Origin of the sequence: Acidovorax sp. LjRoot66 (assembly GCF_964253305.1) — a bacterium.
Classification (GTDB): Bacteria; Pseudomonadota; Gammaproteobacteria; order Burkholderiales; family Burkholderiaceae_C; genus Acidovorax.
In genome coordinates, this window is sequence record NZ_CAXUQU020000001.1 from 6,104,686 (window position 1) to 6,127,840 (window position 23,155).

A 23,155-nucleotide genomic window follows, 5' to 3' on the forward strand; every position below is an offset into this window, starting at 1 on the left:
CTCCTTCAGGGTTGCAGGCCATCAGCGGCCAGGGTTTGAGACTTGAGTGCTGCGCCGCGGATAGCCTTGGCGTCCGCGAGGGCGTTGTGTGGCACGGCTGATGCCGAACTGTCCAATTCACGACGCACTTCCATGCTCAGCGGCGGGGTGTCGATGCGCATGCCTGGGCCGGTGATCAGCGCGCGGCAGAAGTGCGCGATGTCCTCGGGCCAGTCGGCCACGATGTGCACAAGCGGGTAAACGGCAAGCCAGGCTTCCATGCGGGTCTGCAGCATGCGCAGCGAGGCGTGGGGGCGGCCCAGCACCGGCATGACGTTGGCGGCCACCCATGGCGTTGGGTTGGGACAGTTCAAGACCGCGTAGAACTCGCGGCCGTTCTCGTCCACCATGGCCAGGGAGATCAGCTCCCCGCCGAAGTCGTTGAACTCGGTGTCGAGGTAGATGTTCATGCCACCACCCCATCAGCGGCCAGGGTCTCGATACCCTCGCTTGCGCCCACGGCCGGGCTTGCCGGATTGGCTGGGTTCATGGGGTCGGTGCTTTGCGGCATGTCGGTGGTGGGCAGGCCAGAGGGCACCTGGGGCACGATGGGCCCAGCGTCCTGGTCCACGTAGCCGGCGGACTTCAGCAGGCCATCGGCCAGCATCGCGGTCGCAGGCACGGCGGCCACCACCTGGGCGGTCTGCACGCCGCTGTATTGGGTCTTCACCTTCACGTCGGTGGCCTGGGCGTCGGTCTTGCGGGCCTGCGCCTGGATCAGCTGCACGCGCGCTTCCAGCGTCGGGTCGGCTGGGGGCTGGTTGGCCTGCATGCCCGCCAGCATGTCGGCCTTATCCGCCAGGTTGGAGTAGCGAATGATGGCCGGATCGGGGATGGCCACGCCGGCCTGGCGCATCTCCATCGCCTGCTTGAACTGGCTGTTCTGGAACGTGACCTGCATGGGCTGCTCGGAGATCACCACGTCGTAGGTGCCGATGGTCACGTCGTTGATGTAGGTGCCGGTGGCCGGATCGAAGCGGTTGATCTCCAGCACCTTGGTCGCGGGCTTGCCGGTGTTCGGGTCGGTCTCGGTGATGCGGAAGATGCGGTGTGTGTCGTAGTAGGTCTGCACCAGCTTCAGGATGCGGGTGGCCAGCATCTGGCGGGTGTAGGCCAGGTTGTCCAGCGGCACGGCCAGCTGCTGCTGCGAGGCGAACTGGTCGGACTGGATGGCGATGCCCGAAGCCTCCTGGGTGTGCACCCCGCGCATGGCGTCCGGCACCGTCACGTCCTTCAGGGCCTTGTCGGCGCGGTCGATGATCTGGGCCACGCCCGTGGGCACTTGGTTCGGCAGGATCTTGTCCGGCGCACGGGAGCCCTTTTTGTACTCCAGCACCAGCCCCGAGCGCGCACCGTTCGTCTCCAGCTCCTTCGTGGTCATGTTGGTGAGCGAACCCTCTTCCACCGTCCACCCGCTGTTGGCCGTGGTGCTGATGATGTGCAGGTACTGGCTGATCGCCTTGTTCAGCGCGTCCTGGGGGTCGATGGCGTTGTCGACCATGCCCACGGTCTTGCCGCGGCGGAAATAGGCGAAGTACGGCACCACAGTGAAGTGCTCGTAGGGGCTGAAGGTGTCGTGCAGCACAGCTGTGGAGGTGGTCACGGTCCACTTGATGCGCTTGCGCATGCGCCGGGCCCGCACCGCCCCGTTGGCCAGAGCATCGGCGATGGAGTCGGCGGCCATCAGGTCCTCGGCCTTCACGTCACCAGTGCCTGGCCAGACGATGCAATCGGTCTTCTCGTAGACGAAGCGCTGCCGGTCGATCACCCGGTACCGCTGCAGGCCGTCTTCCTTCTTGGCGCAGGCATCGTGGCCCATGTTGGAGCGGGTGCCGAACTTGTTGCGCGGCACCTCGTCGTCCATCTCGCCGAAGTCGGGCCCGGCATCGTTGCTTTCCTCGGCGAGCTTGCGCGCGGCCTTGCCCCACAGCTGCTCGATCTCGTCCAGGGTGAGCCAGCGGGTAACAATGACGTCGCCCCACTTGTCGGGGTCGTAGTTCTTGGCGTCTGGGTCGGGGATCACGTCCAGCGGGTCCAGCGTGCTGACGCGGATCTCGCCTTTGATGTTGCTGTCGAAGTCCATGCGGACATCGAAATACCCGCGCTGCTGGATCAGGCCGTCGCTGAATACCTGCGTCTCGTGCCAGCGCAGGTTCGACTGGTCAGCCACCTGCATGCTGACCTTGGACAGGATGGTTGCCCGGTCAAGGTCAGCATCCCCGCCCCGCGGCTTGAACGCGATGTCCATGCGGTTGTGGATCTGGTAGCCCAGGGCCGTGTTCACCGCAGGCATGATCCCGTTGAACTCGTAGGCGGCACGGCGCTCAGTGTGCAGCTGGGCCCGGGCCTCGGCCGTGAACTGCCGGCCGCCACCCAGGTACATGTCCTCGCAGCGGGCCGCGTGGGGCAGGTAGTCGATGTGGCCCTTGTCCTTGCCGTATTCGTAGCGCTTCCAGTTGTCGCTGGCGATCTGGTGGGCAGAGGTGGGTGTGGCGATGGCGTTCATGGTCAGTACGTCTGGCGGTCGTTGGATGGGTGCATGGAGCCGGCGCCCTTCAGCTTGTCGCGCCAGCTCTTCGGACGTTCGCCTGGTGCGTAGATGTCCGTGTAGCCCTGTGCGAACTGCCGGAAGGCGTCGGCGGGATTGCTGGCTGCGTCATGGCGCGGTAGATCGGCCCACACGCCCAGGCGCTTGTTCCATTCCTTGCGGTAGGACTGCAGGCCGGCCAGGCCCGAGGCACAGCCTTCCTCGTCGAACCAGCAGTTGGGCAACACGTTGCGCACCAGCTGGATGCCGGTGGTCACGGACTGGATGCGGTCCACGATCTCGATGTTGCTCAGCCCCAGCTCCGCCAGCAGCTCCGCGTAGGTCTTGGTGGTGGTGGCCTGGATGCGCCGGGCATTGCCGTCGTGGGGCAGAAAGTGGCGGCCCCACACCCATCCGGTCTTCTGCATCTCGGCCACGTAGTGCGCTGGCGCCTCGCCGCTGTTGCCGTAGGTCTTGATCCAACAGTGCCGCAGGCCCACCTTCTGGTGGAACCAGATGAAGTTTTCATCGTTCAGGCCGATGTCCCAGAAGGTATCGACGGGCACGCCGGGCATGTAGGGCACGCGGGTAATGCGGCCATCCTTGCGGGCGTTCGCCAGCTGCACCGCGTAGTAGGTGCCTTCGGTGGACACCTGGAAGGCTTCCTCGGGTGTGCTGGGGTACTCCTGCCACATCAGCTCGGGGTCGCCGCCGAAGTCGTTGTCGCGGGTGGCCACGTACCAGGCGCGCTGCTCGGGCTCCAGCTCCTGGCCGATCACGCCCTCGATGCGCTCGAAGTACTCGCGGTCCTTCTGCGTCATCAGGACGGCGCGAGCATCCACCCGGTACTCAGGCGCCTCCCACCACGGGAAGAAATGGAAGCGGTAATCGCGCTCCGTGAGCTCCTTGCCCTGCTGCGCCACGGCCATGGCCTTCTGGGTCATGCGAAAGAACTCGCCCTCGCGCCCCTCGGCGGTGGACTCGATGATGGTGATGCCACCCAGGGGCACGGCCGGCAGCGAGCCGGTCACCACTTCCTTAGCCTTGTCGGGGAACTTGGCGCAGATCTTGCCGAACTCCGACACGTGCAGCCGGTGGATGGTCCCGGAACGCATGGACGTGGCAACGCGGATGCTGCTGTTGTTGTGGCCGAACAGCAGCTCGCTGGCGCTGTCGCGGGCCAGCGGCATGATGGCCTTGAGCGCCGTGGGCAGGTGGTCATAGGCCAGCTTGACCTTGTCGCGGAAGATGGCCTCGGCGGCCTCCCGGTCCTGCGCGATGATCCCGCAGCGCTGGTTCTCGATGAACAGGGCGTGGTCCAGCCACAGGATGGCCACCAGGGTGGTGAAGCCCAACTGCCGCGCTTTCAGGATCACATTGCGGTGCCAGAGCTTGCTGATGAGGCGGCGCTGCACACGGTTCGGACGGAACGGCACCACCGTGCCCTCTGCGCCCTCGCCCTCCTTGACCATGATCTTGTAGAGCTGGCCTGAGCACAGACGCCACATGGGATCGGCCAAGCAGCGCTTCAGGTCCGCCGCGTCCGTCGGCACGTAGTCAAAGGGGATGCTGGGCGCCTTCATTCCCCTGCCTCCCGGCCATCAGGCACCACCGGCAAGGCCCGGCCCTTCATGTCGCCCAGCAGCAGCACCAGGGGGTTCTCGGGCGTGCCCACGTCGGACTTGTTCCAGCCCTGGGCCTTCATGATGCTGTCCAGCGCGGCCTTGCGGTCGCCCCACTTCACCTTGCGCGCCAGCAGCGGCAGGGCGTCCTTGCCCGCGCCAGGCAGTTCCACCGTCTCGTAGCCGACGATTGCAGAGGCGGTCTCCATGTCCATCTCGTGGGGCATCTTCAGCGCGCCATTGGGGTGGTAAGCGCTGCGCATGTCGAAGAAGGCCAGTCGGGCGTACTCGGCCATCACCTTCTCTCGGGTCAGGCCCAGGCGCTCGGCGGTGCGCTGGCGGCCGGCTGCGATGGCGGCCTGCACCTCAACTCTCTTCAACAGGCGGTTGGCCATGGTCTGGGCCGTGCGCTCGGGCGTGCCGGGCACTGCGCGCAGGTAAGCCTGGGTGCCGTTCAGGTCGACCAGGTACTCGGCGACGAACCTGTCCTGGCGTGCTTCAGCCGCCTTGATGGGCCGGGGGGCGGTGGCTTTGCCGCTCTCGTCCTTCGGTGGGCGTTGCCAGCCATCGGCCGTCGCGCGCTTGGCAACCATCGTGTGCGAGACGCCGAACTTCTTCCCAATGGCCCGGTTGGAGTCGTGGGTGGTGGTGAAAGCCTTCTTCACCCCCGTCCAGTTGACCGTGGGCGCGGGCGCAGCCTTCCCGCCGGCGGGGGTGCTAGATGCTGGTGGGGATGTCTTACGGTTGCCAGTTGCCATTTACACGGGAGCATTCCGTGTGTAGACGAACGGTGGAAACCCTACCGGGGGGGCCTCCTCCCTCCTCTGCGGTTTGCGTCGTATATGCGGTGATACGCGCGCTTGCGCTCTTTCCTTTCCTCAGGAGTGAGCTTGGGCTTGCGCAGTGGGTTCGCCCGGCGCTTCTCCCGTTTCCGCTCGGCGGAGCAGGCCCTGCACTCCCGGTTACTCGCGATCCTTTCGAGTCCACCGCATTTCCCGCAAGGCTTCGACTCTCGCTTCGGCCTTGGCCCATTTGCGGGGTCCCACTTGGCACACCGGACCCATTGGTGGGTTTCCGCCCAGTGGCGGATCGCAAAAGTCGGCACATGGAACTTGTGTGCCAGCCAGCTCAGAGGGTATCGCTTGGTACGGTAGATCAGTTCGATCGCGCGCCAGTCGGCCACGAGGTGAATGGAAGCTCCCACCTCCTGCGCCGTGGGCTTGGTGGGTTTGCGCTGGGCTTCCGGTCGCGGCTGCCCCAGGTGGTCGCAGCCTGGAATCCCACGTGCATTCCTCGCAAAGGTCACCGCAGCCTGGTTGCGCCCCACGCGCTTGGCCACCTCGCGGTCGGTCATGGTGCCAAGGAGCGCCACCTGCTCCAGCGTCCACTTCTGCTGATGGTTGAATGCTGGTATTCCTCGGGCCATCCGGGCCTTGGCCACGGTGTCCGTCTTCCGCCCGAAGTCCTTTGCCAACTGCGGGTCCGGTTTGGTGCCCAGCTGGGCGAGCAATTCCGCCGGCAGGCCTGATGGTCTTCCGCCCATCGTCATCCTCCCAACTGGCTGCGCAGCGACTGCAGGTCTTCGCACACCCGCTTCACCAACTCCTCTGCGTCCTGCTGCGCCTGCTCAAGCTGGCCGATACGCCGCTGCAGCCGGCGGATCTGCGATTGCTGCTCGTCCTGGCGGTGGTGCAGCACGATGGAGAAGGCCTGCTCGATAAGCCCGCCCATGGTCTTGGCCACGGATCGCGCCTCCCGCGGGTTCAGCGTCAGGATCTGGTCGCCCTTCTCCAGCTTGATGATGCCGTTGGGCATGGCCGTGTGGTACACGGGCTCGGCCGGCTGGTGCTCGTTGCATACGAAAAAGGTGCCGTTGTCGCTGTAGATCATCCCGCGCTGCTTCAGCACCTTGATGCTGTCGTTCACGGTGGTGATGGAAAGCCCAGTCACCCGCACAAGGTCCGGCGTCCTGGCGGGAATTTCAGCATCGCACAGCTCCATGATGGCCTCCAGCACCCGGTCTCGGCTGCTCTTGCGTGCGTTGTAGGCGGCCACGGCGCTGGCTTCATCGGCGGTAGGCGTGATGTCTTCAGTTGGCATGTCGGCGGTGGCGGTGGTGGTGGTCATCAACAACTCCCAGTAAAATTCGAGTGCTCAGGTCGAATCGACCGGGAAGGCCCGCTCTTGCGGGCTTTTCCTTTTCTGCGGCGTCAGTGCAGGGTGGGCTCAATGCCGCGCTCCTTCATGCTCCAGGCGCTGCGCAGCATCACGCCGGCCATTGCCTCCGCATGCAGCTGGGCAAGAAGGTCCTCTGCCAGCCGGCGGGACTGCAGCATTGCCATCGAGGCGGCCCGGCCCTTCTTGCTGTTTGTGGCGTGGTTCACGAACCAGTCGTCCACCTGGTTGCGGACTTGCTCCAGCCTTTGCCGGAATTCGTCCATTTCTTCGCTGGTCATGGGTTGATCTCCTTCAACTGTTGATGGGCGCGCGCCCAGGCTCGCCCGAGCGCTTTGGGTTCTCGCCCATCCAGTCGCCGAACTGCTGGTACTTGCCGATGAGCTCCAGGGGGATGACGCCCTGTGGCCCGTTGCGATGGGCCACGATCTCCAGTTCCGCGTAGCCCTTCAAGGCGGGAAGCTTCTTGCTCATGGGGTGCTTGTGGTCGGTGAACAGCATGGCGATCTGGTCGGCAGCCGCCTCGATGGCGCCAGAGTCGCGCAGGTGGGTCATCACCGGGCGGCCGTAGTGCTTGTCCGCCTCGCGGCTCAGCTGGCTGAGCAGCACCACCGCGCAATCCAGATCCATCGCCAAGCCCTTGATGCCGTTCACGATCACGTCCAGTTCGCGATTTCGGTTCTCTTCACCGGCACCGTCCATCAGCTGCAGGAAATCGATGTACAGCACGTCCAGGCCGTGCTCACGCTTCGTCTTCACCGCCTTGCGGCGGATCTCCATCAGGGTCAGGTTGCACTGGTCGTCGTGCAGCAGGTTGAGTTCGCCCAGGCGGCGCGCGGCCTCCGTCACGGCCTTCCACATGTCGCTGTCGGCAGGGTCGGCGGCCCTGATCCGCCCCAGGTCGAACGGGCCGGTGGCGGCAGTGTGCCGGTGCATCAACTCGTTGATCTTCATTTCCTGGCTCAGGAATAGCACCGCGTTCCGCCGGGCCTGATACCTCGCCATGGCGAGAGACAGCGCGGTTTTCCCATGCTTTGGCCGGGCTCCCAGCACCAGCACCTCGCCACGGCGCTGGCCGCCATTGAGAAGCTGGTCCAGGCCACCGATGCCGGTGGGTATAGCCGAGTTTTTGCCCTCGCTCATGTCCTGCAGCAGCTGCAGGTAGCTCGCCATGGAATCGTTGATGTGCTGCGGATCGCGCTTAGCTTTCACCGTGCCCAGCTTGGCCAGCAGCATCTGCGCCTTGTCGAGCTGCTCAGCGGAATGGTGGCCAGGTGTCATGGCGAGGTCCGAGATCTCCGCGCCGGCCTCCATCAGCTGCCGCAGGCTATAGCAGTCCATCACCACATCGGCAAACCGGCGCAGGTTCACGGCGCTGGGCACGTATTGCGCCAGCTCGTTGACCTCGTAGAGCTCGATCTGGTGGCCGGCCTCCGTCATCTCGGTGTAGACCGACACCGTTTCGATGGGCTGCCCTGCTGCGGCCAGTTTCTGGATGGCGCGGAACACGTTGGCGTGCTGTTCGTTGTGGAAGGCGTCGGCCGCGAGGTTCGGCACCCGGTGGATGGCCTCGCTGTCCAGCAGCAGCCCGCCGAGCAGAGCCGCCTCGGATTCGGGGCTGGAAGGGATGCGGCGCAGGTCACGCATCTTCACTCCTGCCCTTCCGGCCCGGGGGCCCTGTTGACGCTGCGGGCGCTGGGCCAATTGCAGGTCAGCACGCGGGCACCCTCGCGCAGCCGGTCGTAGCTGCGTTCGCCCAGAGCGGTTTTCATCTCGGCCGGCGGCAGGTTGGAAATGACGACGGTCGGCCGGCACTGCTGGTAGCGCGCATCGATCACGTCGTACATCTGGACCTGCTCGGCATTGCTGTGGAAGCCCACGCCGATCTCGTCGAGCACCAGCAATGGCACGTCGGCCAGGAACTCCACGACGTCCGCCGTGGTGCGCAGGAAGTCCATCGGGTCCGCATCGCCCACATCCCACGGGTCGGTTGCTGACCGGTGGGAGCCACGGCCGCCCTTCTCGCTGCCCCAGCTTGCGCGCTGCATGGTGATGACCTGGCGAGAGCTGAACAGGCAGGCCTGCTGGCGCTTGGCGCGGATCACGTGCTGCACCATCGAACTGCCGAGGTGAGTCTTGCCGGTGCCGGGCGGGCCGATCAGCCAGAGGCCGCCGCCAGCTGCTGGGCTGAGATCGTCCACAAAGGATCTGCAGGCGGCGAGCACGGCCGCCTGGCCCGGCGCGTCGCACACGAAGCTGGTGAACGATGCGGCGAGCATGCGGGGCTGCAGGCCGCTCTTGCGAAGGCGCTGCGTCAAGTGGGACATCTCGAGCGCTTCCTTCGCCTCGCGGTCCTCGGCTGCCTGTCGCTCACGGTCGCAAGTTGGGCATCCATGCCACCTGGTCGAGCCGCGGTAAGGCCTTTTGGCTTGATACGCGCCGTGCTTTTCGCAAGTCGCGGGCATTTCCATTGCCGCGTCACTGACCTTGTCGGCGCCTTCGGGCACGAACATGGGTTTAGGCCGGGAGGGTTCCATCTGCATTCAGTCCTTCGGAGTAGTCGAGTTGGTCAAAGCCGGAATGGCGGAGGCGATCACGGCCTGGCCCACGCTGCCCAGCAGTGCGCATGCAGGCGGCCTTGAGCCATTCGGCTGGGTCGGCGGGCTGGGCAACAACGGCAGCGCGCACCGCGTCGACCACGATCTCGTCGCCGTAGTCCTTGACCAACTTGCCGACGAAGGAGCCGCACTGCTTTTCGGGCATGCCGGCATGGCTGAGCAGGGACTTGCCTGCCGACCAGAGTTCCGCTTTCGTGAGGTCGGCCGGAGGCTTGGCAGCAGCGCTGCCCGTACCGTCAGGTACGGAAGGTATTAACTGTCCCTGTCCCTGTCCCTGTCCCTTGGGATCCTGCAAGGAGTCCTTCGGGGATTCCTTCAAGGAGTCCTTTGAGGATTCCCTTGGGGATGCTGGAGGGAGTTCCTTGCCCACTCCTTCAGGGACCGCAGAAGGAGCGCTTTGCCCAGCCTGACCTGGTGCTTGTTGGCCAGAAGGTTCGCTACCAGGATCGCCTTTCGGCCCCCATCGACGGGCGTTGCCTGCTTTCGACCGGTTGCGCTGGTCGAGTTTTCTTTTCCAAGCTTCATTGGCTTTCTCCGCCACGATGGGGTGGTAATAGCGGCCGTCGCTGCATAGGACCCAGCCATACAGGGCGCCCTCCTTGAGCTTCTTCCAGGTCTTCAGGTCGCGCGCCAATTCGGCCAACCGGCACAGTTCCACATCGTCGTTCGGCAGCGAGGCGGCTGGGACCTGGTGAAAGCTCCGGGCCCACAACGTCAGCCCAGCCCGCCAAACGGCGTCGCTGGACACAGCATGGAATCGGCTGCCGAACAGGCGGTTGATGTCGAGCGGCATGAACGCGAAGTCGCGCAGGTCGCATTCCGCTGGTGTCATCGGGGAAGGTGATTTTTCAGTGGTCACTGTGGTTCCCCCCGTGTGGGTGGGCGAGTTGGTTGTTCGACGTCCGCCTGTCTTCCAGACGTCCGAGGGCTACGTCCTGTGCCCAGAGCCTCAGTTCTTCCACGGTCTCAGGGGAGGTGTTGACCGGGTGGGCCCAGGTCGCCGCGCCAGCGTGAGGATTCAGCTGCCCAGTCCACGCCCCTTTTGCGAATGGAGGGAGCAGCAGCGCTTGCAGATCGGCAATGCCGTAAGGAACGTCACCTTGCTTGGTCTCCCAGACAAACCGCACCACGCGCTGTCCAGGCCGTCCATGCAGCTCTATCGCCATCTGCATGAGCGCGTCCTGCGTGCCGACCGCGTAGAAGCGCAGGCGCGGTGGCGGCACAGTGTTGAACAGGTCGGAGGTACGCCCGGGCTGATGCGCGAGGGCTCCCAGGCGCAGCGCGTTGAACTGGTAGAGCGGCAGGGCTTTCGACGATCCACCGTTCCCATTGGCCAGCACCTGCAGGACATCCATCATGACCAGCGCGTGCACGTGCTTCCGGGTCTGACCAGCGGACATGCCAACCCATGCGGCAAGTGTGGCCATGGAGGCCTGGAAGCTGCCGCCGTTGCGGTCTTGCGCGACAGCCAGCACCAGGGCCGTGCGGCGGCACACGGCAGGCTCGATAGCGGCCGCCTGAACCAAAGGCAAGACAGGCTCAACTGGGCTCGTCATGCGCCACCCTTCACGCGCTGAATCAGCTCATAGGCGGCGATTGCAGTCTCCTGCTCTTGGAGCACAGACATTGCCGCTGCTGCGCGGGCCTCCGACTCAGCGAGGGCATTCGCCACGGCGTCGATCTCTGCAAGCTGCAAGGGCACAAGGTGCAGGGAGCCGTCTCCGGCCCTGATCGCGAAAACGACATTCCCACGGGTGGTCGGGTAGATCGCCAGGCCGCGCTCGGGCTGGTCGATCAGCACGCGGCCGGCATCGCGGAGTTCTTGCCAGGTAGGAGCAGTCATTCAGCTACGCCCGCAGCTTTCAGCAGGGCCTTGAGTTGAGGAACAGCAGCGCGCAGCGCGGCAGTGGCTGCGGCCCGGTCCCCGGTGGCCAGGTCTGGGATGTACTTCTGCACCAAATACAGAACAGGCGTGAAATCCTGAGTGCTCTGCATGTACGCCTCGAGATCGTTCAAAGTGAAGCGGCGGCAATCATTCGGCTTGCTGGCGAGCTTGCGTGACAGATCGGACGGGCTGATCCCCATGCTCTTGGCGATCGTGTAGTGGTGTTGGCCGCTCTCGTGGGCGCAGACCCGCACGCAGTCCAGGCATGTGGGGAACCGGGCAGGCAGGCCGCCGGTGGGCACCGCGCCGCTCACGCTACCGCCCTCAGGGTGCCGTCGCCCTTGCCCTGGGATTGCTGCACCTGGGCCAGCGCTTTCAGGGCCGCGTTCATGGTGGCGGTGGCCGTGTCGATGATCTCGGCCAGGCGTACCACATGGTCCTCTGGTGCCTTGCGATCGGGCCTGGCGTGCAGGGTCTCGTCGCACGCGTAGTACAGCGCGTCATAGCAGCCGCAGAACTGCATCAAGCGCAAAACCTGGCCGAAGCTCAGGCGCTGGGTGCCAGTAGGGTTGCAGCAGTCCTTCAGCCGCGCATAGGCGGACTCGGCCTTCATGTCGGGGAACATGTGAGCGGCCACCAGCTTGAAGGGCTTGCCGCTGTTCCCGATTGCGGTCGCGATGGCGTCGAATTCGTCGTCGTACAGAGTTTTCACGGGTCGGTCCTAAGTGGTTGATTTATTGGTGTTTTGGGCATTTCCCTAATCGCCCCTAAAACTGAGGGCGCGTAAGGGGTGTGCGTTTCTCGGGAAAAAGGGACAGTCCATCCATCGCTCAACTTCGAGCAGCACCAGGACATCCGAAATGAATGCAGACCACACCCCAGCCGCCCGCCCCGCCGCGCCGTTCCACCGCTCCGTGCGCACCACGATCAGCGAGAACGTGGACGCCACCACAGGCCAGCGCACGCAGGTGCTCGCCACCTCGGAACTGACCTTGGTGATGCACGGGCCCAACCTGGAGATCAAGTACCGCGGCAGCGCGATGAGGCTGGATCCGGAGCGCGCACGTGCTGACCGGCTGGCCCGGCGTGGCTTGGGGAGTTGAGGTATGGGCGCTGGGTCTGCGGGCACGGCAACCGGCGGCAGACTTGGCGGCTTGCCGTTTCGTCCGCCGGTTTCGGTGGGCGGAGCCTCGTCGGGCAGGAGCGCGGCTGTGTCAGACACGGGCCGGCTCCTTTGCCTGCGATTGCTCGGCGCTAGAAGTCGCGGCATGTGTGTCAATGCCTTCCAACTCCTTGGGCCGCGCGAGTTCCAAAAACATCATCCGCGGCCTGGGGATGCCGGTCTTTTTCCAGTTCGTGACACTTGGCGCCGCGATGCCGAACAGGCGTGCAACAGCGGACGAACCGCCAAGCGCGCGGATGATTTGGGTAGCTGGGGCATTCATAGTCCGCACATCTTAGCCCAGGCTAAATATTCATACAAGCCCAGGCTAATAGCCGAGTTGTTAGGCTAAGCTAATGACTACATTGCAGAGCCGTCTCGCTGAGGTGTTCCCCGAACCCCAGGAACGAGGATTCAAGACGCAGGTCGCCAATCTGTGCGGGGTAACGCCGGCCAGCGTGTCGAACTGGTTTGGCAACGCTGAGAAGGTCCAAACCATCAGCCGTGAGAACGCCGAAAGGCTGTGCGGGCATTACATGTTGAAGGTTTCACCTGCTTGGCTGGCCGAAGGCAGGGAACCGAAATTTGCACCTGAGCCGCCCCACCCTGTTGAGGGGAAACGCAGCCCCCGAGACTCTGGCGCCCCCACGGTGATTCGTGCCCTCGAAGAGGATTTCGTGGCAGTGCGCCGTGCTGATGTGCGGTTCGCGAACGGTGTTGGCCAGGTCTACTACGAGGCAGACGACAAGCCCCCGCTGGTCTTCCGGATGGACTTCCTGCGCAGGCTGGGGGTAGCGAGCGGCAAGGCGGTTGTGGTGGACAGCCGTGGCGTCAGCAATGAACCCAAGATCCGGGATCGCTCCGTTGTGCTGGTGAATTCGGGTGACACCGAGAACCTCGACGGCGACTTCTTCGCCTTTCGATTCGATGGGGAGTTGTTGATCAAACGCCTGGAGGTGGTAGCGGGCGCCGGGATCCTCGCTACGGCGGAAAATTCCGACTTCAAGCCGAAGTCCAGGCTCTATAGAAACGAGGATTTGGCCAACCTGGAGATCATCGGTAGGTGTGTCTGGGAAGGGGCGGAACTCTAAGGTCAGGCGGCCCACAAGCCGATCAGAATGCAATTAATTTAGCCCAGGCTATTGACTTGTACTTAGCCCAGGCTAAATAATCACCCATCGCGCCGCATTTCGCAGCGCTCAGATGGAGTGATGGATGCAACCGTCCGACATTGCCGCCCTGCTTGAGGCGGCCCCCCTGGATCACCAGCGCCGGAGCAACCTGGCGTACCGCGCCATCGATTCCGGCCGCTGGCCAGCTGCAGCATGTGGCCTGCGCCACGCCGCCGTCATGGCGCGCGAATGGGCCGACCGAGCCGCAGAACTGGCTGACCACTGCGACACCCAGGCCGAGAGCGGTCGGGTCGGGTCAGTCGTCGCGCCGAGCCTCGTCGACGTCATCGAGCCGGGCACCCTGGTGCAGCATGTGGGCGAGCCCACGCTGGAAAGCCTTGAGGCCGGCTTGATGGCGCTGGCGCACTATCTCGGTCGCGACCATGCGGTGCACGCCCGGCGCGCCATGGCGAACGTCCTGCGCTCGCACCCTGCGGCACTTCACGCCGTGGAGGCTTGAGCATGCCGATCACCACGCGCACCGCCACGGTCGCAGCCGATGACTTCGCGTTCACCAATGCCCAGTGGCACGCGCGGCAAGCGTTGTACTGGCGTGAGCAAAAGGGCAAGTCCGGTCCAGTGCCCCCGGGCCGCTGCGAGCATCACGCCCGCCGCCACGAACGCCGCGTCATCGAGATCGCGTTGCAATCCGAAATCACCCTGGCCAACAGGGCCCGGGCGGCAGGTGCACCAGCATGAGCATCAACCTGCTGCCCACTACGCCCTTTGCAGGCGGCAAAGACCTCTGGGCCGACGTCGACCTCACCAATGTGCCCGCCGACGTCCGCCAGATGATCGACCGGGCCCGGATGGCCGACTCGGTCGCGCACGCCGACCTGGCTGCGCACAACGCTGCGCTGACGGCACAGTTCATCCGCGCCACCGCCATCGCGCTCGAGTTCCAGCTGCAGCTGGAGAAGGCGCAAACGCCATGAAGCATCAGCAGCCCGCCCCCGGCAGTCTGGCCTGGGCCCGCGGCATGGCCATCACTGGCGCCGTGGCCGCTGGCATGTATCTGCTCTATCCCCTGGCCCTCGGCCTGCGCGCCCTGTGGAGGTGGTCGTGACCGGCTTCAACCTGTACCGCTTGTACCGCCGCGCCGGCAACGGCCCGAGCGCAGCGCTGCGCATGGCTGTCGTTCTGCTTTGGCGCGCGAATCGCAAATAGGGAACCAGTTTCCAAGCTTTCCTTCACCCCTTTCGAGACACTGAACCCATGAAACGCGAACCCCCTTTCAAACCCCACCCGACCAAACCCGGCGAGTACCTTATCAACCTGGCCGGCGCGGTGCTAATGGCTGGCGAGGCAGCCTATGGCAACCCGGCGGAGACCACGCCCGAGGGCCAGACGGCAGGGCGCGCACTCATCGCCCGCTTTCTGGCTGAAGCTGCTGCACACGGGTTCAAGCAAGGCGAGATCTTGCACGCACTGCTGCGCCGAAACGAGCCCAGCGCGCGCTTGGTCAACCTGGCCACCGATGCAATGGACTGCATGCCCATGGAGCTGCGGAACCGAATCATTGAGGAGACCTTCAACAGCCAGGCCGGATCACCCGTGTACTTGCCAACCACGGGCGCAGTGCAGCCCGACCCCGAAGCTCTCGACCCGCGCTTCTTGGCCGCCGGCCGTGAGCTGGCGCGCATTCGCGAGGAGCAGGGCGAAGAGGCTGTGCACCTTCCGGAGAATGCCCATCTCCTCGCTGCCATGCACACCCACGCGCCCCCTGAACTCAAGTCCGCCATGGCCGACAAGGCCCGCGCGATGGGGCTGCTGCCAGGTGTGACGCACGTTGATGCCAGCGGGCGGCCCGTTTACTCGCTTGAGCAAGTTGCTGCCACGCTTGGCGTCACCGTCGAAGAGATCGAGAAGCTGACCGTCGAGCATGCCGACGAGCTGGAAGCTCTCGGCGGCGTCTACACCGGCCCGGTGCACCCGCTGCAGTGAGATGACCATGAGCAGTACCACCGACCTCACCAAGCGAGCCATTGCGGCCCACCTACGCCAGCCTGGCGCGCTCCAGCCATCGTGCGGTCTCAGCGGCCCGGCCACAGCCGCCGGCCGCGAGTTCGTAGTCTTGCGCAACACCGGCGGCGTACTTGCCGTGTACCGTGTGCTGCCAGTCAGCCGCACGCTCAAGCGCCTCAAGCGTTGGCCGGCAACCCTGAACGATCAGGCGGGTGCTGCCAAGTGACCGACCGCACCTTGATCGAAATCGCCGCAGCGGCCCAGCGCTGGCGGGCTGCGTCAACCGTTCGCGTGGCCGCCAGTCGGGAGAAGCGGCTGGCGACCGAAGCCCGGCGAGCATTGCCGGACCACATGCTGGTGTTCTCGCTCGAGCTTAAACGTGAGCATTTGGCCGCAAAGGCCCTCACCACAGCGCGCCGAAACGAGCAAAACGCGCTGAAGGTGCTTGCCAAGCTGTGCGACAAGCACACAGCGGCCCGGGGCCAGGTGGAAGACGTGCTGACGGTCGATGAGGTGCGGGCGTTGCCGCGCATCGAAGCCGTGGAGGTAGTTTTATGAACGGGGAATCGTTACCCGCTACGGGCCAATTAGCCCCTTGGCGCGGGCATCGCCTGGACCAGACTGGCGGCATGGCTAAACACCACCCCATCCCGCCGGCAGGAGTCCACTACAAAACTTTTGCGGTGGGGTCAGGGCTTCCGCTTGCCACGCGCTTCTTGCAAGACATCCTGAACCATCTCGATTGTGGCTTGCTGGCCCTCTCTTGCCACGCGCTCCTGCATCAGCTTGATGAAGAAATCAGACGACTCCTGCTCAGTTTTTTTGATGGTTTCAGCAAGCGCCCCAATCGCTTCAGCGGTGTCGCCCTTGCCCTCAAGAGCCTTCAACGCAACGACCATGGTGAAGTTTCCTTCCATCACCTTAGCTCGCAGTTCGCGGATCTGCTGTGCTTGGTCCATGACGACATCTGCAAACGCTCTGTTTCTGAAGCTGTCTTCAAGACGCGACGCCGCTTCAGCGCTGAGAGAACGGTTGCTTTCGGCGGCAGAGGCCACCAACCGATCCTTCAGATCACCAGGAAGGCGGAGATTTGTTTGTACATCTTCAGAGGCCATGCGCCATTATCCCCAAGCAGAGTGCTTGCATGCAAGCAAGCGAAGTGCTACATTGCCACCTAAGCAGAGTGCTACACAAAGGAGAAATCATGGCACAGAGCGATGAGCAGACCAACATGCGGATGCCCGTAGATCTCAAGGCCTGGCTGAAGGAGGAGGCCCAGAAGTCACGCCGCAGCTTTGCCAGCGAGGTGGTGCACCGGCTGGACGAAAGCCGGCTGCGCCAGGTGAAAAAAGAAGCGAAAGCTTCGACCGCTGGCAGCAGCGGGCGTGGTGCGTAGCCCACAAATGGCGAAGCCCCGGAGCAATCTCACCTGCTCCAGGGCTTCTTGATCAAAACCCGTCACAGGAATTCAGACCATGAGCGATGCTATCGCAGATGCACCCGTGCGCGCAAATCGCGCCCCCACGCGCCCCAAGGCTGTCGCAGCCCCGGCCCCCGCACCTCAGGCTCAGGCCATCAAGGAGGACTCGGAGGCCACGCTGCTCGTGCGCACGATCGCAGGGCACATCAATGACCTGCTGATCCCGATCTCGAGCAACTGGCCGTGGGAAATCTCCTCTGTACCCGGCCGCGAGCACATCATCGAGGCGGACAGTCAGCTGTGTGACCTCTGGAAGACCGAGGCGGAATGGGCGGCTGTCGATCTGCCAGCACGTCCTGCTTTGTCGGATCATATGAGCCAGATCGCGGGACTTCTGCATCGCGCGTTGGAGTCGCTCAGTGCGCCAGCCGAATTCCCATGCCGGGCGCTGGCGGCTCAACTTCTGGTGGAAAACGCCGCCCGCCTGATGGCACGCCTGCAGGCCGCCTACGATGGTTTGCCCGGCACCATGGACGAGTTGCGCGAGCTGGCCACCTTTGCCGGCGCTCGACACCACCGTGAGCAGCCACGCCCACCGATCCGGCGCACCCCGGACTTTGAGGGCGATCTCGCGACGGCAGCAGGCGCCGTCGCGGCTATCGGCCGCAACATGCCTGGGCACGTGGTTTTTGCCACCAAGGAAGAGTTGGCCACGTTCGTCGACCGAAGTGCGGCAAGTGTGGCCTGCCTCAACGTGATGCTGGTCGGCGCAGTCGAGTCCGAATGCATGGCCGCGCCTAAGAAGCCAGACGCCAGCTTCGTGGCAGAGTTCGCGGCTTTCGTGAGCGACCAGATGTTCGAGCATCAGCAGGCAGTCGGCGCGCTGCTCAAGGCCGGAGGTGCAGCATGAGCGCCGTCGCAACCCCCAGTACCAGCAAAAAGCCACGCGCGCGCAGCCCGGTACCGAAGAGCACCGAGCTGCCATTCCGCGGCACGATCAAGCTCGATGTGCCCGAGTCCGACACAGCGCTTCCCTCCAGCGAGATCAAGGCAGAACGGGCCTTCATGGAGGGAAAGGCACTGGCGGTCCTCATGGTCCGCGAGGGAAACCTCCGCGCCCCTGGGAAAGATGCTTCGATGAACGCATGTCTGAACGCCTCGTATCGCGACGAGGGCGCCAACCAGGACAACTTTGTTGCTCCATTCCTGCGATTAATTCAGAAGGAGCCTCACTTGGTCCCGGGTTTCACGGCCGCCCTGTCTTCCATGCTGGCGGAAGGCATGACGACTGCTGACAGGTTCGTAGAAAGCAATGCCGAGATCAGCTATTCCGCATGCACTGTCTACCGGGATCCAGAGGCATACGAAGAGTTCAACGCCTACACGTCCCCATCACTCGACGAGCAGATCGCCACGTATGCGCTTGAGGACCTGTCCTCCGCTCCCCTGCCGTCCAATGGCAACAGCGCTGCCCCGGTTGCGATCGGACCTGGAGTGCTCACGCCATCCCAGGCCATCTCCCCATCAGCCACCGAAGGAGACGACACCGCCGCCGATTCGGCCTACTACCGCTGCCGCGAGGCCGAAGCTGTCGTCCGCGCTGCGGCGCGTGAGTCCGAAGACCTCAAATGCCAGGATGCACTCTGGGGCGTCGCGAATCTCGCTGAGGCGGCAGCGGCACTGATGGAGCTTGGCACCAACCCAACTCCTGCTAACTTCCAGCAGGCGAGCAACCTCCTTTCACAGGCTGCGACAGTTGTCGAACTGGTGGCAGACCGGACCGGGGACACCATCTACCTGAACGATGCTGCCTCGACGCTGCTTCAGGAAGCGCACCGGCTGGTCGGCGAGGCCCAAGCGGATGCGCCCAATGTCTGATCACATCGAGATCGCCCCCGGCGTCACCCGCCACGTAGCCCACCGCCAGGCGGTCTACACCGGCACGCCGGCCGCCATTGTGGCCGCTGGCCTGGCCCGGGCCCAGGACCTGCCAGAGTCCGGCAGCTGGACCCTCAACGCCGACGGCACGCGCGCCACGAACGGCAACAACAGGGGCCGAGGCAGCGAGCCCGGCAAGCGAACCATCAGCATCACCCAGCGCGGTCGCAGCACCGTGGTGCAGGTGCGCCTCCAACTGAGCGCGCAGCGCATGCAGGCCATTGCGGCCGAGCAGCAGCGCGCTACCGCCCTCCGCTTTCCCCGCCTCGGCGGCGGCTTCATCTACCTGGGCCCACGCCCCATCGAGGTCCACGCATGACGTCCGCATTTGAGCGCATGGCCGCCCTGCCAGCTGTGCTGCAGCCCGCCGTGCCCACGCCGACCAGCCTGGCGGCGCGCGCCCTTTCCGCGCCGCCCACGGTGCAGCTATCCGGCACGCCGCCGATGGTCGCCCCCATGCTTCCTCAGGCCCCTGGCCCCGCGCTGAAGCCGCGCGGCGTGCTGGGCGCTCCGCCGCTCCAGGGCAAGGCAGAGTGGTACGGCCAGCACGAGAAGCTGGTGCACCGCCTGCTGCATATGGCCGTTCGGGCCGCAGTCCTGCCCCCAGGCCCGGAGGACAAACCAGTGGACGAGCTGCTGGCCAAGGTCCTGCAGCACGCGCGGGAGATCGTCGAGTACGAGCTGCCAACGCTGTTGGCCAAGGATGGGAGAAACACGATTCCATTCGAGCGCCTGGCCTCGGCCCGGGCCAAGATCGTCGTCCTGCGCCAGGAGCTGAAGCTGACCAAGGCCGAGCTGGCTGCAGCCCGAGCACCAGCCCCGGCGCCCACGGCAGCCACGGCCTCATGGATCGAGCGCCACGAGTTGCTGATCCACCTGTTCATGCACCAGGTAAAGCGCATGGCCACGAGCCAGGGCATCGTGACCGGAGCCAGCCAGGCCGCCTTCGACAAGGCCCAGCAGGATCTCATGGCGCACACGCACGCCGCCGCCGGCTTCGAGGTGCCCGTGGTGGTGGGCAAGGGCGGCGTGGGCACGATCCCATACCAACTGCTGGCTGACGCCCGCGCCGAGGTGCTCAGGCTGCGGGCCGAGCTTGCCGAGGCCCTGGCCAGCCAGGGGAAGGCGGGCCCGGCATGACCTTCCGCCCCAGCCCCGACAGCCTGGCCGCGCAGGTCCTGAGCTACTTCGCCCTGCACCCAGAGGAGGTGCTGCGCGTGGAGGACATCGCGGCCAAGTTCCTGAACCCGGCCGACAGCCGCAACGTGCATGTGCAGCTGGTTGCGGCGTGCGACCACGATATGCTGGTCTGGGACCATGGCTCCTTCGGCGGCGTTTACACCAAGGGCCCGGTGGACCTCCCCTCGGTGCTGCCAGACGCGCCGCTTCGGTCCCGCCCTCATGCCGTCGACCGAGAGAGCGATCACCTGCAGGGCCTGCTGGTTCCAGTCGCGGAGGGGGCCAAATCGGATCCGGCCTCCGACCCCATGGCGCGCGGCGCGGCGCTGGTGCTGGTCAGCGTGGAGCAGGCCCGGGGGGCGCCGGCCGGCCAGGGCCATCTCAACCTGGCCACGGGCCTGTCCGGGCGGGCCTGGGAGGAACTGGACCTTATGCCGCCCGATGACCGCGCCCTGTTCATCAGCGGCTTGATCACGCAGTTGTGTGCGGCCGTGCCGCTTGACGCCTGCAGGCCGACCGCAGATCAGCAGGAGGAACATCAACCAGCAGGAGGGATTGGCACATGACCACCAGATGGGTCACCCTACAGAAGGCGGCCGACCTGACCGGCCTGCCCATCACCTTTTTCGACAAGCGCACCGGGCGCGGCGGATGCTGGCCCGAGGGCCGGGTGTGGAAGTGGTTCGAGGGCCGCAAGATGATCGACAGTCAGGCCCTGGACGAATTCATCGACCACAGCGACAGCCCGCCCACCACCCGCGGGCGCAAGAAAGCGAGCGAAGCATGCCCGGCGTGATCAAAAAGGACCAGCACATTCAGATCGACCTGCGCACCGAGGGGTACGGCCGCGAGCGGCTGGACCTGTTGCCCACGCCGGCCAATCTGAAGTATGCGGAAAACCTGCGCAAGGAGATCATGCGCAAGATCGCCAACGGCACGTTCTTGCTCTTCGACTACTTCCCCGACAGCCCCCGGGCGGTCAAGGAGGCATCAGGCATCGTGACGCTGGGCGACCTGTTCAACGAGTGGCTGGAGGTTAAGGAGGCCGAGCTGCAGCACAGCACCGTGGGGCACTACCGGCAGACGCTGGAGAGCTACCACTTCGAGGACGCGCGCAAGATGGCCGCGCGCGGCTTCTCGTTCCGTGACCTGAAAAAGCTGCTGGCCAAGATGCCGAAGAACAACAAGACGTTCAACAACGTGACCAGCCCGCTGCGCATGGCGCTGGAGTATGGCCACCGCATCAAGGTCATCAGCGAACCCCTGCACGGCGACATCGAATCGCGCAAGCACCAGGCGCCGGGCCCAGACCCATTCACGATGGAAGAGGTCGACCACCTGCTGTCCAAGTTCAAGGAGCCCGGGCCCAGGGACTTTTACGAGTTCGCCTTTTTCAGCGGCCTACGACCGTCGGAGCTGATCGCCATGCAGTGGGCGAAGGTGGACTTGCGCAGCGGCAAGATACTGGTGGACACGGCGTTGACGCGCGGCCAGCTGAAGGGCACGAAGACGGGCACGGCGCGGGAGGTGGAGTTGAACGCGCGGGCGCTGGGCGCGCTTGAGCGCCAGCGGGCACGCACCCAGATGGCGGGCAAGCACGTCTTCCTGTTCGATGACGGCGCTGCATTGACCACGACCGACGAGCCCCTGGATTACTGGTGGAAGCCGGCGATGAAGCTGTCCGGCATCCGCCAGCGCGACGGCCGGCAGACCCGGCACACCTTCGCCACCATGTGCCTGATGGCAGGCCTCACGCCGGCCTACGTGGCGCGCCAAATGGGCCACACCGTGGAGATGTTCTACCGGGTCTATTCGCGCTGGATCGACGGCGCGGACAAGGGCGCCGAGCTGCGCAAGCTGGATGCATTCTTGGGGGCAGGAAACAGGCCCACCGGGACAAACGGCGGGACAGGCTCAGCGAATTAGAGCGGGTTCTGCAGGTCGTTCCCTATGGGGACCTGTTCATGCATCCAGCGGAATTTGCCCTATTTTGTGCGGTATCAGTTTCGATTCCTGTCGAGGGGACCACCTCAGGCCTTGCAAATCAATAATTTGCAAGCGCGACACAGGCTCTGGGGAGATGCCGGAGGCACGGCGCCGTCGGCTACGTCTCCCCCTGCCCGCCTCGCTGCGGACTGCCTTCGCAGCACGCCCAGCATCTGAACCGCAGGCCGTGGCTCCACAGCCGCCAGCCGAACCGGTAAAAAATGCCCGCCCCGAAGGGCGGGCAAAAGATAGGCCGGCTGGAGTACCCCGCAGATACTGGGCGCCTATCCGGCCACGTCTGCCCACGTGGCACCGCACCATGAAAGCGGCACCTCCACTATGGCAAGATGTTTGCGCGCAAGGTGTAGGAGTACGGGCCCCGGGGAGGGGCAGCAGGCCAACGCCTTGCAGCCCCCGCTGTCCTACAGGCACCTGTCGGAGAACCGACCCGGACGGATGGCGCGAAGTCCAAGTAGGCCAAAAGCCGCAGGGTGACGGGTATGGCAGGCCGCAGAATCGGAAGGGCTGAAAAGGATGTCACCCGGCCCGCCACTACGCCGGCTGCAGCTTGCCCTGCTCGGCGCGCCGCGCCGTCATGGCCGTCCCCATCGACGCCGACATGATCAAGCAGATTGCCAGCCACTGGTTGAAGGTCAGCACCTCGCCCAGCAGCACCAATGCCAGCAAGGCGGCCACGGCGGGTTCCATGCTGATCATGATGCCAAAGGCCTCCTTGGGCAGGCGCTTCAAGGCCATCATCTCCAACGAGATCGGGATGGCGCTGGACACGGCCGCCACGCCCACGCCCACCAACAGCACGTAGGGCGACAGCAGCGCAGTGCCGGCATGCACCACGCCCACGGGCACCACCACCACGGCTGCGGCGAGCAGGCCCAGCGAGACGGAATGCCCGGCATGCAAATGCCCCACGCGCTTGCCGAACACGATGTACAGGGCCCAGAAGGTGGCGGCCGCCAGCGCATAGGCCACGCCCGTGGGGTCGAGGGTGCTGCCGTTCATGCCCAGGGGCAGCAGCATGCCCAGGCCCACCACGGCCAGGGCCACCCAGACGAAGTCGATGGCGCGGCGCGAGGACAGCACGGCCATGAGCAGTGGGCCCGAGAACTCGATGGCCACGGCCAGCCCGAAGGGCAGTGTGCGCAGCGACATGTAGAACGTGAGGTTGGTGGCGCCCAGCATGGCACCGTAGAGCACGATGGCGCGCAGGTCTTTGCGCGACAGCTGCCAGCGCCAGGGCCGCCACAGCAGCAAGAGCAGCAGCGCCGAGAAGCCCACGCGCACGGCCGTGGTGCCCTGCGCGCCCACCAGGGGAAACAGGTAGTGCTTGGCCCACGAGGTGCCAATGCCCAGGGCCGTGACGGCGCCGAGCACGGCGAGAAAGGGAACAAAACGCTGGTAGCGGATCAACAGAGAGGACATGGTTGAAAATATAGTGCGAGTGCGGTT

The 23,155-nt window shown here is 65.0% G+C and carries 33 protein-coding genes; 17 read left to right on the forward strand and 16 right to left on the reverse strand.

What is annotated here, in order from left to right; genetic code table 11:
• Positions 1–5: 5 nt before the first annotated feature.
• The 13 genes from ACSQ3Y_RS28545 to ACSQ3Y_RS28605 form a co-directional block, all read right to left on the reverse strand.
• Entirely contained in the window at positions 6–449 is a 444-nt protein-coding gene (locus ACSQ3Y_RS28545) for a hypothetical protein (protein WP_436179608.1), read from the reverse strand.
• Positions 446–2,545: a genomic island protein gene (locus tag ACSQ3Y_RS28550; RefSeq protein ID WP_436179609.1), complete on the reverse strand. Its 2,100-nt coding sequence runs from the start codon at positions 2,543–2,545 to the stop codon at positions 446–448. The genes ACSQ3Y_RS28545 and ACSQ3Y_RS28550 overlap by 4 nt, the downstream gene beginning before the upstream one ends.
• Before the next feature lie 2 nt (positions 2,546–2,547).
• Positions 2,548–4,149, reverse strand: coding sequence for a terminase (locus ACSQ3Y_RS28555; RefSeq protein WP_436179610.1), 1,602 nt, complete (start codon positions 4,147–4,149; stop codon positions 2,548–2,550).
• Positions 4,146–4,853, reverse strand: a complete 708-nt coding sequence (locus ACSQ3Y_RS28560; protein WP_436179611.1) for a terminase small subunit — start codon at positions 4,851–4,853, stop codon at positions 4,146–4,148. Before ACSQ3Y_RS28560 ends, ACSQ3Y_RS28555 begins: the two co-directional genes overlap by 4 nt.
• Before the next feature lie 880 nt (positions 4,854–5,733).
• Positions 5,734–6,315, reverse strand: a complete 582-nt coding sequence (locus tag ACSQ3Y_RS28565) for a hypothetical protein (protein ID WP_436179612.1) — start codon at positions 6,313–6,315, stop codon at positions 5,734–5,736.
• Between the two features lie 83 nt (positions 6,316–6,398).
• Positions 6,399–6,644 carry a hypothetical protein gene (locus ACSQ3Y_RS28570; protein WP_436179613.1) on the reverse strand — a complete coding sequence of 82 codons (246 nt, stop codon included), beginning with the start codon at positions 6,642–6,644 and terminating at the stop codon, positions 6,399–6,401.
• A 13-nt stretch (positions 6,645–6,657) separates the two neighbouring features.
• The gene (locus ACSQ3Y_RS28575) at positions 6,658–8,010 is read right to left on the reverse strand and encodes a replicative DNA helicase (RefSeq protein WP_436179614.1); all 1,353 of its coding nucleotides are present in this window, start codon (positions 8,008–8,010) and stop codon (positions 6,658–6,660) included.
• 2 nt (positions 8,011–8,012) lie between these two features.
• Positions 8,013–8,876 (reverse strand): hypothetical protein, encoded by an 864-nt coding sequence (locus ACSQ3Y_RS28580; protein WP_436179615.1) that lies wholly within the window; start codon positions 8,874–8,876, stop codon positions 8,013–8,015.
• A 4-nt stretch (positions 8,877–8,880) separates the two neighbouring features.
• Positions 8,881–9,840, reverse strand: coding sequence for a DUF1376 domain-containing protein (locus ACSQ3Y_RS28585; RefSeq protein WP_436179616.1), 960 nt, complete (start codon positions 9,838–9,840; stop codon positions 8,881–8,883).
• The gene (locus tag ACSQ3Y_RS28590) at positions 9,830–10,537 is read right to left on the reverse strand and encodes a hypothetical protein (protein WP_436179617.1); all 708 of its coding nucleotides are present in this window, start codon (positions 10,535–10,537) and stop codon (positions 9,830–9,832) included. Before ACSQ3Y_RS28590 ends, ACSQ3Y_RS28585 begins: the two co-directional genes overlap by 11 nt.
• Positions 10,534–10,824: a hypothetical protein gene (locus ACSQ3Y_RS28595; protein ID WP_436179618.1), complete on the reverse strand. Its 291-nt coding sequence runs from the start codon at positions 10,822–10,824 to the stop codon at positions 10,534–10,536. Before ACSQ3Y_RS28595 ends, ACSQ3Y_RS28590 begins: the two co-directional genes overlap by 4 nt.
• The gene (locus ACSQ3Y_RS28600) at positions 10,821–11,180 is read right to left on the reverse strand and encodes a phage regulatory CII family protein (protein ID WP_436179619.1); all 360 of its coding nucleotides are present in this window, start codon (positions 11,178–11,180) and stop codon (positions 10,821–10,823) included. Before ACSQ3Y_RS28600 ends, ACSQ3Y_RS28595 begins: the two co-directional genes overlap by 4 nt.
• On the reverse strand, positions 11,177–11,578 hold the full coding sequence (locus ACSQ3Y_RS28605) for a hypothetical protein (RefSeq protein WP_436179620.1): 402 nt from the start codon (positions 11,576–11,578) through the stop codon (positions 11,177–11,179). The genes ACSQ3Y_RS28600 and ACSQ3Y_RS28605 overlap by 4 nt, the downstream gene beginning before the upstream one ends.
• Before the next feature lie 148 nt (positions 11,579–11,726).
• Between ACSQ3Y_RS28605 and ACSQ3Y_RS28610 the strand changes: the two genes are divergently transcribed.
• Positions 11,727–11,969, forward strand: coding sequence for a hypothetical protein (locus ACSQ3Y_RS28610; protein ID WP_436179621.1), 243 nt, complete (start codon positions 11,727–11,729; stop codon positions 11,967–11,969).
• A 111-nt stretch (positions 11,970–12,080) separates the two neighbouring features.
• Here ACSQ3Y_RS28610 and ACSQ3Y_RS28615 read toward each other — a convergent pair whose 3' ends face one another.
• Positions 12,081–12,311 carry a hypothetical protein gene (locus tag ACSQ3Y_RS28615; protein WP_436179622.1) on the reverse strand — a complete coding sequence of 77 codons (231 nt, stop codon included), beginning with the start codon at positions 12,309–12,311 and terminating at the stop codon, positions 12,081–12,083.
• A 73-nt stretch (positions 12,312–12,384) separates the two neighbouring features.
• Here ACSQ3Y_RS28615 and ACSQ3Y_RS28620 point away from each other — a divergent pair, with 73 nt between their 5' ends.
• From ACSQ3Y_RS28620 to ACSQ3Y_RS28655, 8 genes are all read left to right on the forward strand, one after another.
• Complete coding sequence (locus tag ACSQ3Y_RS28620) at positions 12,385–13,119, forward strand: S24 family peptidase (RefSeq protein ID WP_436179623.1); 735 nt, start codon at positions 12,385–12,387, stop codon at positions 13,117–13,119.
• A gap of 124 nt (positions 13,120–13,243) precedes the next feature.
• Entirely contained in the window at positions 13,244–13,660 is a 417-nt protein-coding gene (locus ACSQ3Y_RS28625) for a hypothetical protein (protein WP_436179624.1), read from the forward strand.
• Positions 13,661–13,662: 2 nt separating this feature from the next.
• The gene (locus ACSQ3Y_RS28630; protein WP_436179625.1) at positions 13,663–13,899 is read left to right on the forward strand and encodes a hypothetical protein; all 237 of its coding nucleotides are present in this window, start codon (positions 13,663–13,665) and stop codon (positions 13,897–13,899) included.
• Positions 13,896–14,135 (forward strand): hypothetical protein, encoded by a 240-nt coding sequence (locus ACSQ3Y_RS28635; RefSeq protein ID WP_436179626.1) that lies wholly within the window; start codon positions 13,896–13,898, stop codon positions 14,133–14,135. The genes ACSQ3Y_RS28630 and ACSQ3Y_RS28635 overlap by 4 nt, the downstream gene beginning before the upstream one ends.
• Entirely contained in the window at positions 14,132–14,266 is a 135-nt protein-coding gene (locus ACSQ3Y_RS28640) for a hypothetical protein (protein WP_436179627.1), read from the forward strand. The genes ACSQ3Y_RS28635 and ACSQ3Y_RS28640 overlap by 4 nt, the downstream gene beginning before the upstream one ends.
• Positions 14,267–14,415: 149 nt before the next feature.
• Entirely contained in the window at positions 14,416–15,144 is a 729-nt protein-coding gene (locus ACSQ3Y_RS28645) for a hypothetical protein (RefSeq protein WP_436179628.1), read from the forward strand.
• A gap of 7 nt (positions 15,145–15,151) precedes the next feature.
• Positions 15,152–15,391, forward strand: coding sequence for a hypothetical protein (locus tag ACSQ3Y_RS28650; RefSeq protein WP_436179629.1), 240 nt, complete (start codon positions 15,152–15,154; stop codon positions 15,389–15,391).
• A gap of 11 nt (positions 15,392–15,402) precedes the next feature.
• Positions 15,403–15,723 (forward strand): hypothetical protein, encoded by a 321-nt coding sequence (locus tag ACSQ3Y_RS28655; RefSeq protein ID WP_436179630.1) that lies wholly within the window; start codon positions 15,403–15,405, stop codon positions 15,721–15,723.
• A gap of 131 nt (positions 15,724–15,854) precedes the next feature.
• Here ACSQ3Y_RS28655 and ACSQ3Y_RS28660 read toward each other — a convergent pair whose 3' ends face one another.
• On the reverse strand, positions 15,855–16,280 hold the full coding sequence (locus ACSQ3Y_RS28660) for a TraY domain-containing protein (RefSeq protein ID WP_436179631.1): 426 nt from the start codon (positions 16,278–16,280) through the stop codon (positions 15,855–15,857).
• Between the two features lie 89 nt (positions 16,281–16,369).
• Here ACSQ3Y_RS28660 and ACSQ3Y_RS28665 point away from each other — a divergent pair, with 89 nt between their 5' ends.
• The 8 genes from ACSQ3Y_RS28665 (at position 16,370) to ACSQ3Y_RS28700 (ending at position 21,628) form a co-directional block, all read left to right on the forward strand.
• Positions 16,370–16,561, forward strand: coding sequence for an Arc family DNA-binding protein (locus ACSQ3Y_RS28665; RefSeq protein ID WP_436179632.1), 192 nt, complete (start codon positions 16,370–16,372; stop codon positions 16,559–16,561).
• A gap of 79 nt (positions 16,562–16,640) precedes the next feature.
• Complete coding sequence (locus ACSQ3Y_RS28670) at positions 16,641–17,495, forward strand: hypothetical protein (protein ID WP_436179633.1); 855 nt, start codon at positions 16,641–16,643, stop codon at positions 17,493–17,495.
• Positions 17,492–18,463, forward strand: coding sequence for a hypothetical protein (locus ACSQ3Y_RS28675; protein ID WP_436179634.1), 972 nt, complete (start codon positions 17,492–17,494; stop codon positions 18,461–18,463). The genes ACSQ3Y_RS28670 and ACSQ3Y_RS28675 overlap by 4 nt, the downstream gene beginning before the upstream one ends.
• Positions 18,456–18,842 (forward strand): hypothetical protein, encoded by a 387-nt coding sequence (locus ACSQ3Y_RS28680; protein WP_436179635.1) that lies wholly within the window; start codon positions 18,456–18,458, stop codon positions 18,840–18,842. The genes ACSQ3Y_RS28675 and ACSQ3Y_RS28680 overlap by 8 nt, the downstream gene beginning before the upstream one ends.
• Positions 18,839–19,663 carry a hypothetical protein gene (locus tag ACSQ3Y_RS28685; RefSeq protein WP_436179636.1) on the forward strand — a complete coding sequence of 275 codons (825 nt, stop codon included), beginning with the start codon at positions 18,839–18,841 and terminating at the stop codon, positions 19,661–19,663. Before ACSQ3Y_RS28680 ends, ACSQ3Y_RS28685 begins: the two co-directional genes overlap by 4 nt.
• Positions 19,660–20,268 (forward strand): hypothetical protein, encoded by a 609-nt coding sequence (locus ACSQ3Y_RS28690; RefSeq protein ID WP_436179637.1) that lies wholly within the window; start codon positions 19,660–19,662, stop codon positions 20,266–20,268. The genes ACSQ3Y_RS28685 and ACSQ3Y_RS28690 overlap by 4 nt, the downstream gene beginning before the upstream one ends.
• On the forward strand, positions 20,265–20,498 hold the full coding sequence (locus ACSQ3Y_RS28695; RefSeq protein WP_436179638.1) for a hypothetical protein: 234 nt from the start codon (positions 20,265–20,267) through the stop codon (positions 20,496–20,498). Before ACSQ3Y_RS28690 ends, ACSQ3Y_RS28695 begins: the two co-directional genes overlap by 4 nt.
• A complete protein-coding gene (locus ACSQ3Y_RS28700) occupies positions 20,486–21,628 on the forward strand; it encodes an Arm DNA-binding domain-containing protein (RefSeq protein ID WP_436179639.1) in 1,143 nt (380 codons plus the stop codon). The genes ACSQ3Y_RS28695 and ACSQ3Y_RS28700 overlap by 13 nt, the downstream gene beginning before the upstream one ends.
• A gap of 612 nt (positions 21,629–22,240) precedes the next feature.
• On the opposite strand, the gene ACSQ3Y_RS28705 is transcribed toward ACSQ3Y_RS28700, so the two are convergent.
• Positions 22,241–23,128 (reverse strand): EamA family transporter, encoded by an 888-nt coding sequence (locus tag ACSQ3Y_RS28705; RefSeq protein WP_436179640.1) that lies wholly within the window; start codon positions 23,126–23,128, stop codon positions 22,241–22,243.
• Between the last annotated feature and the right edge of the window lie 27 nt (positions 23,129–23,155).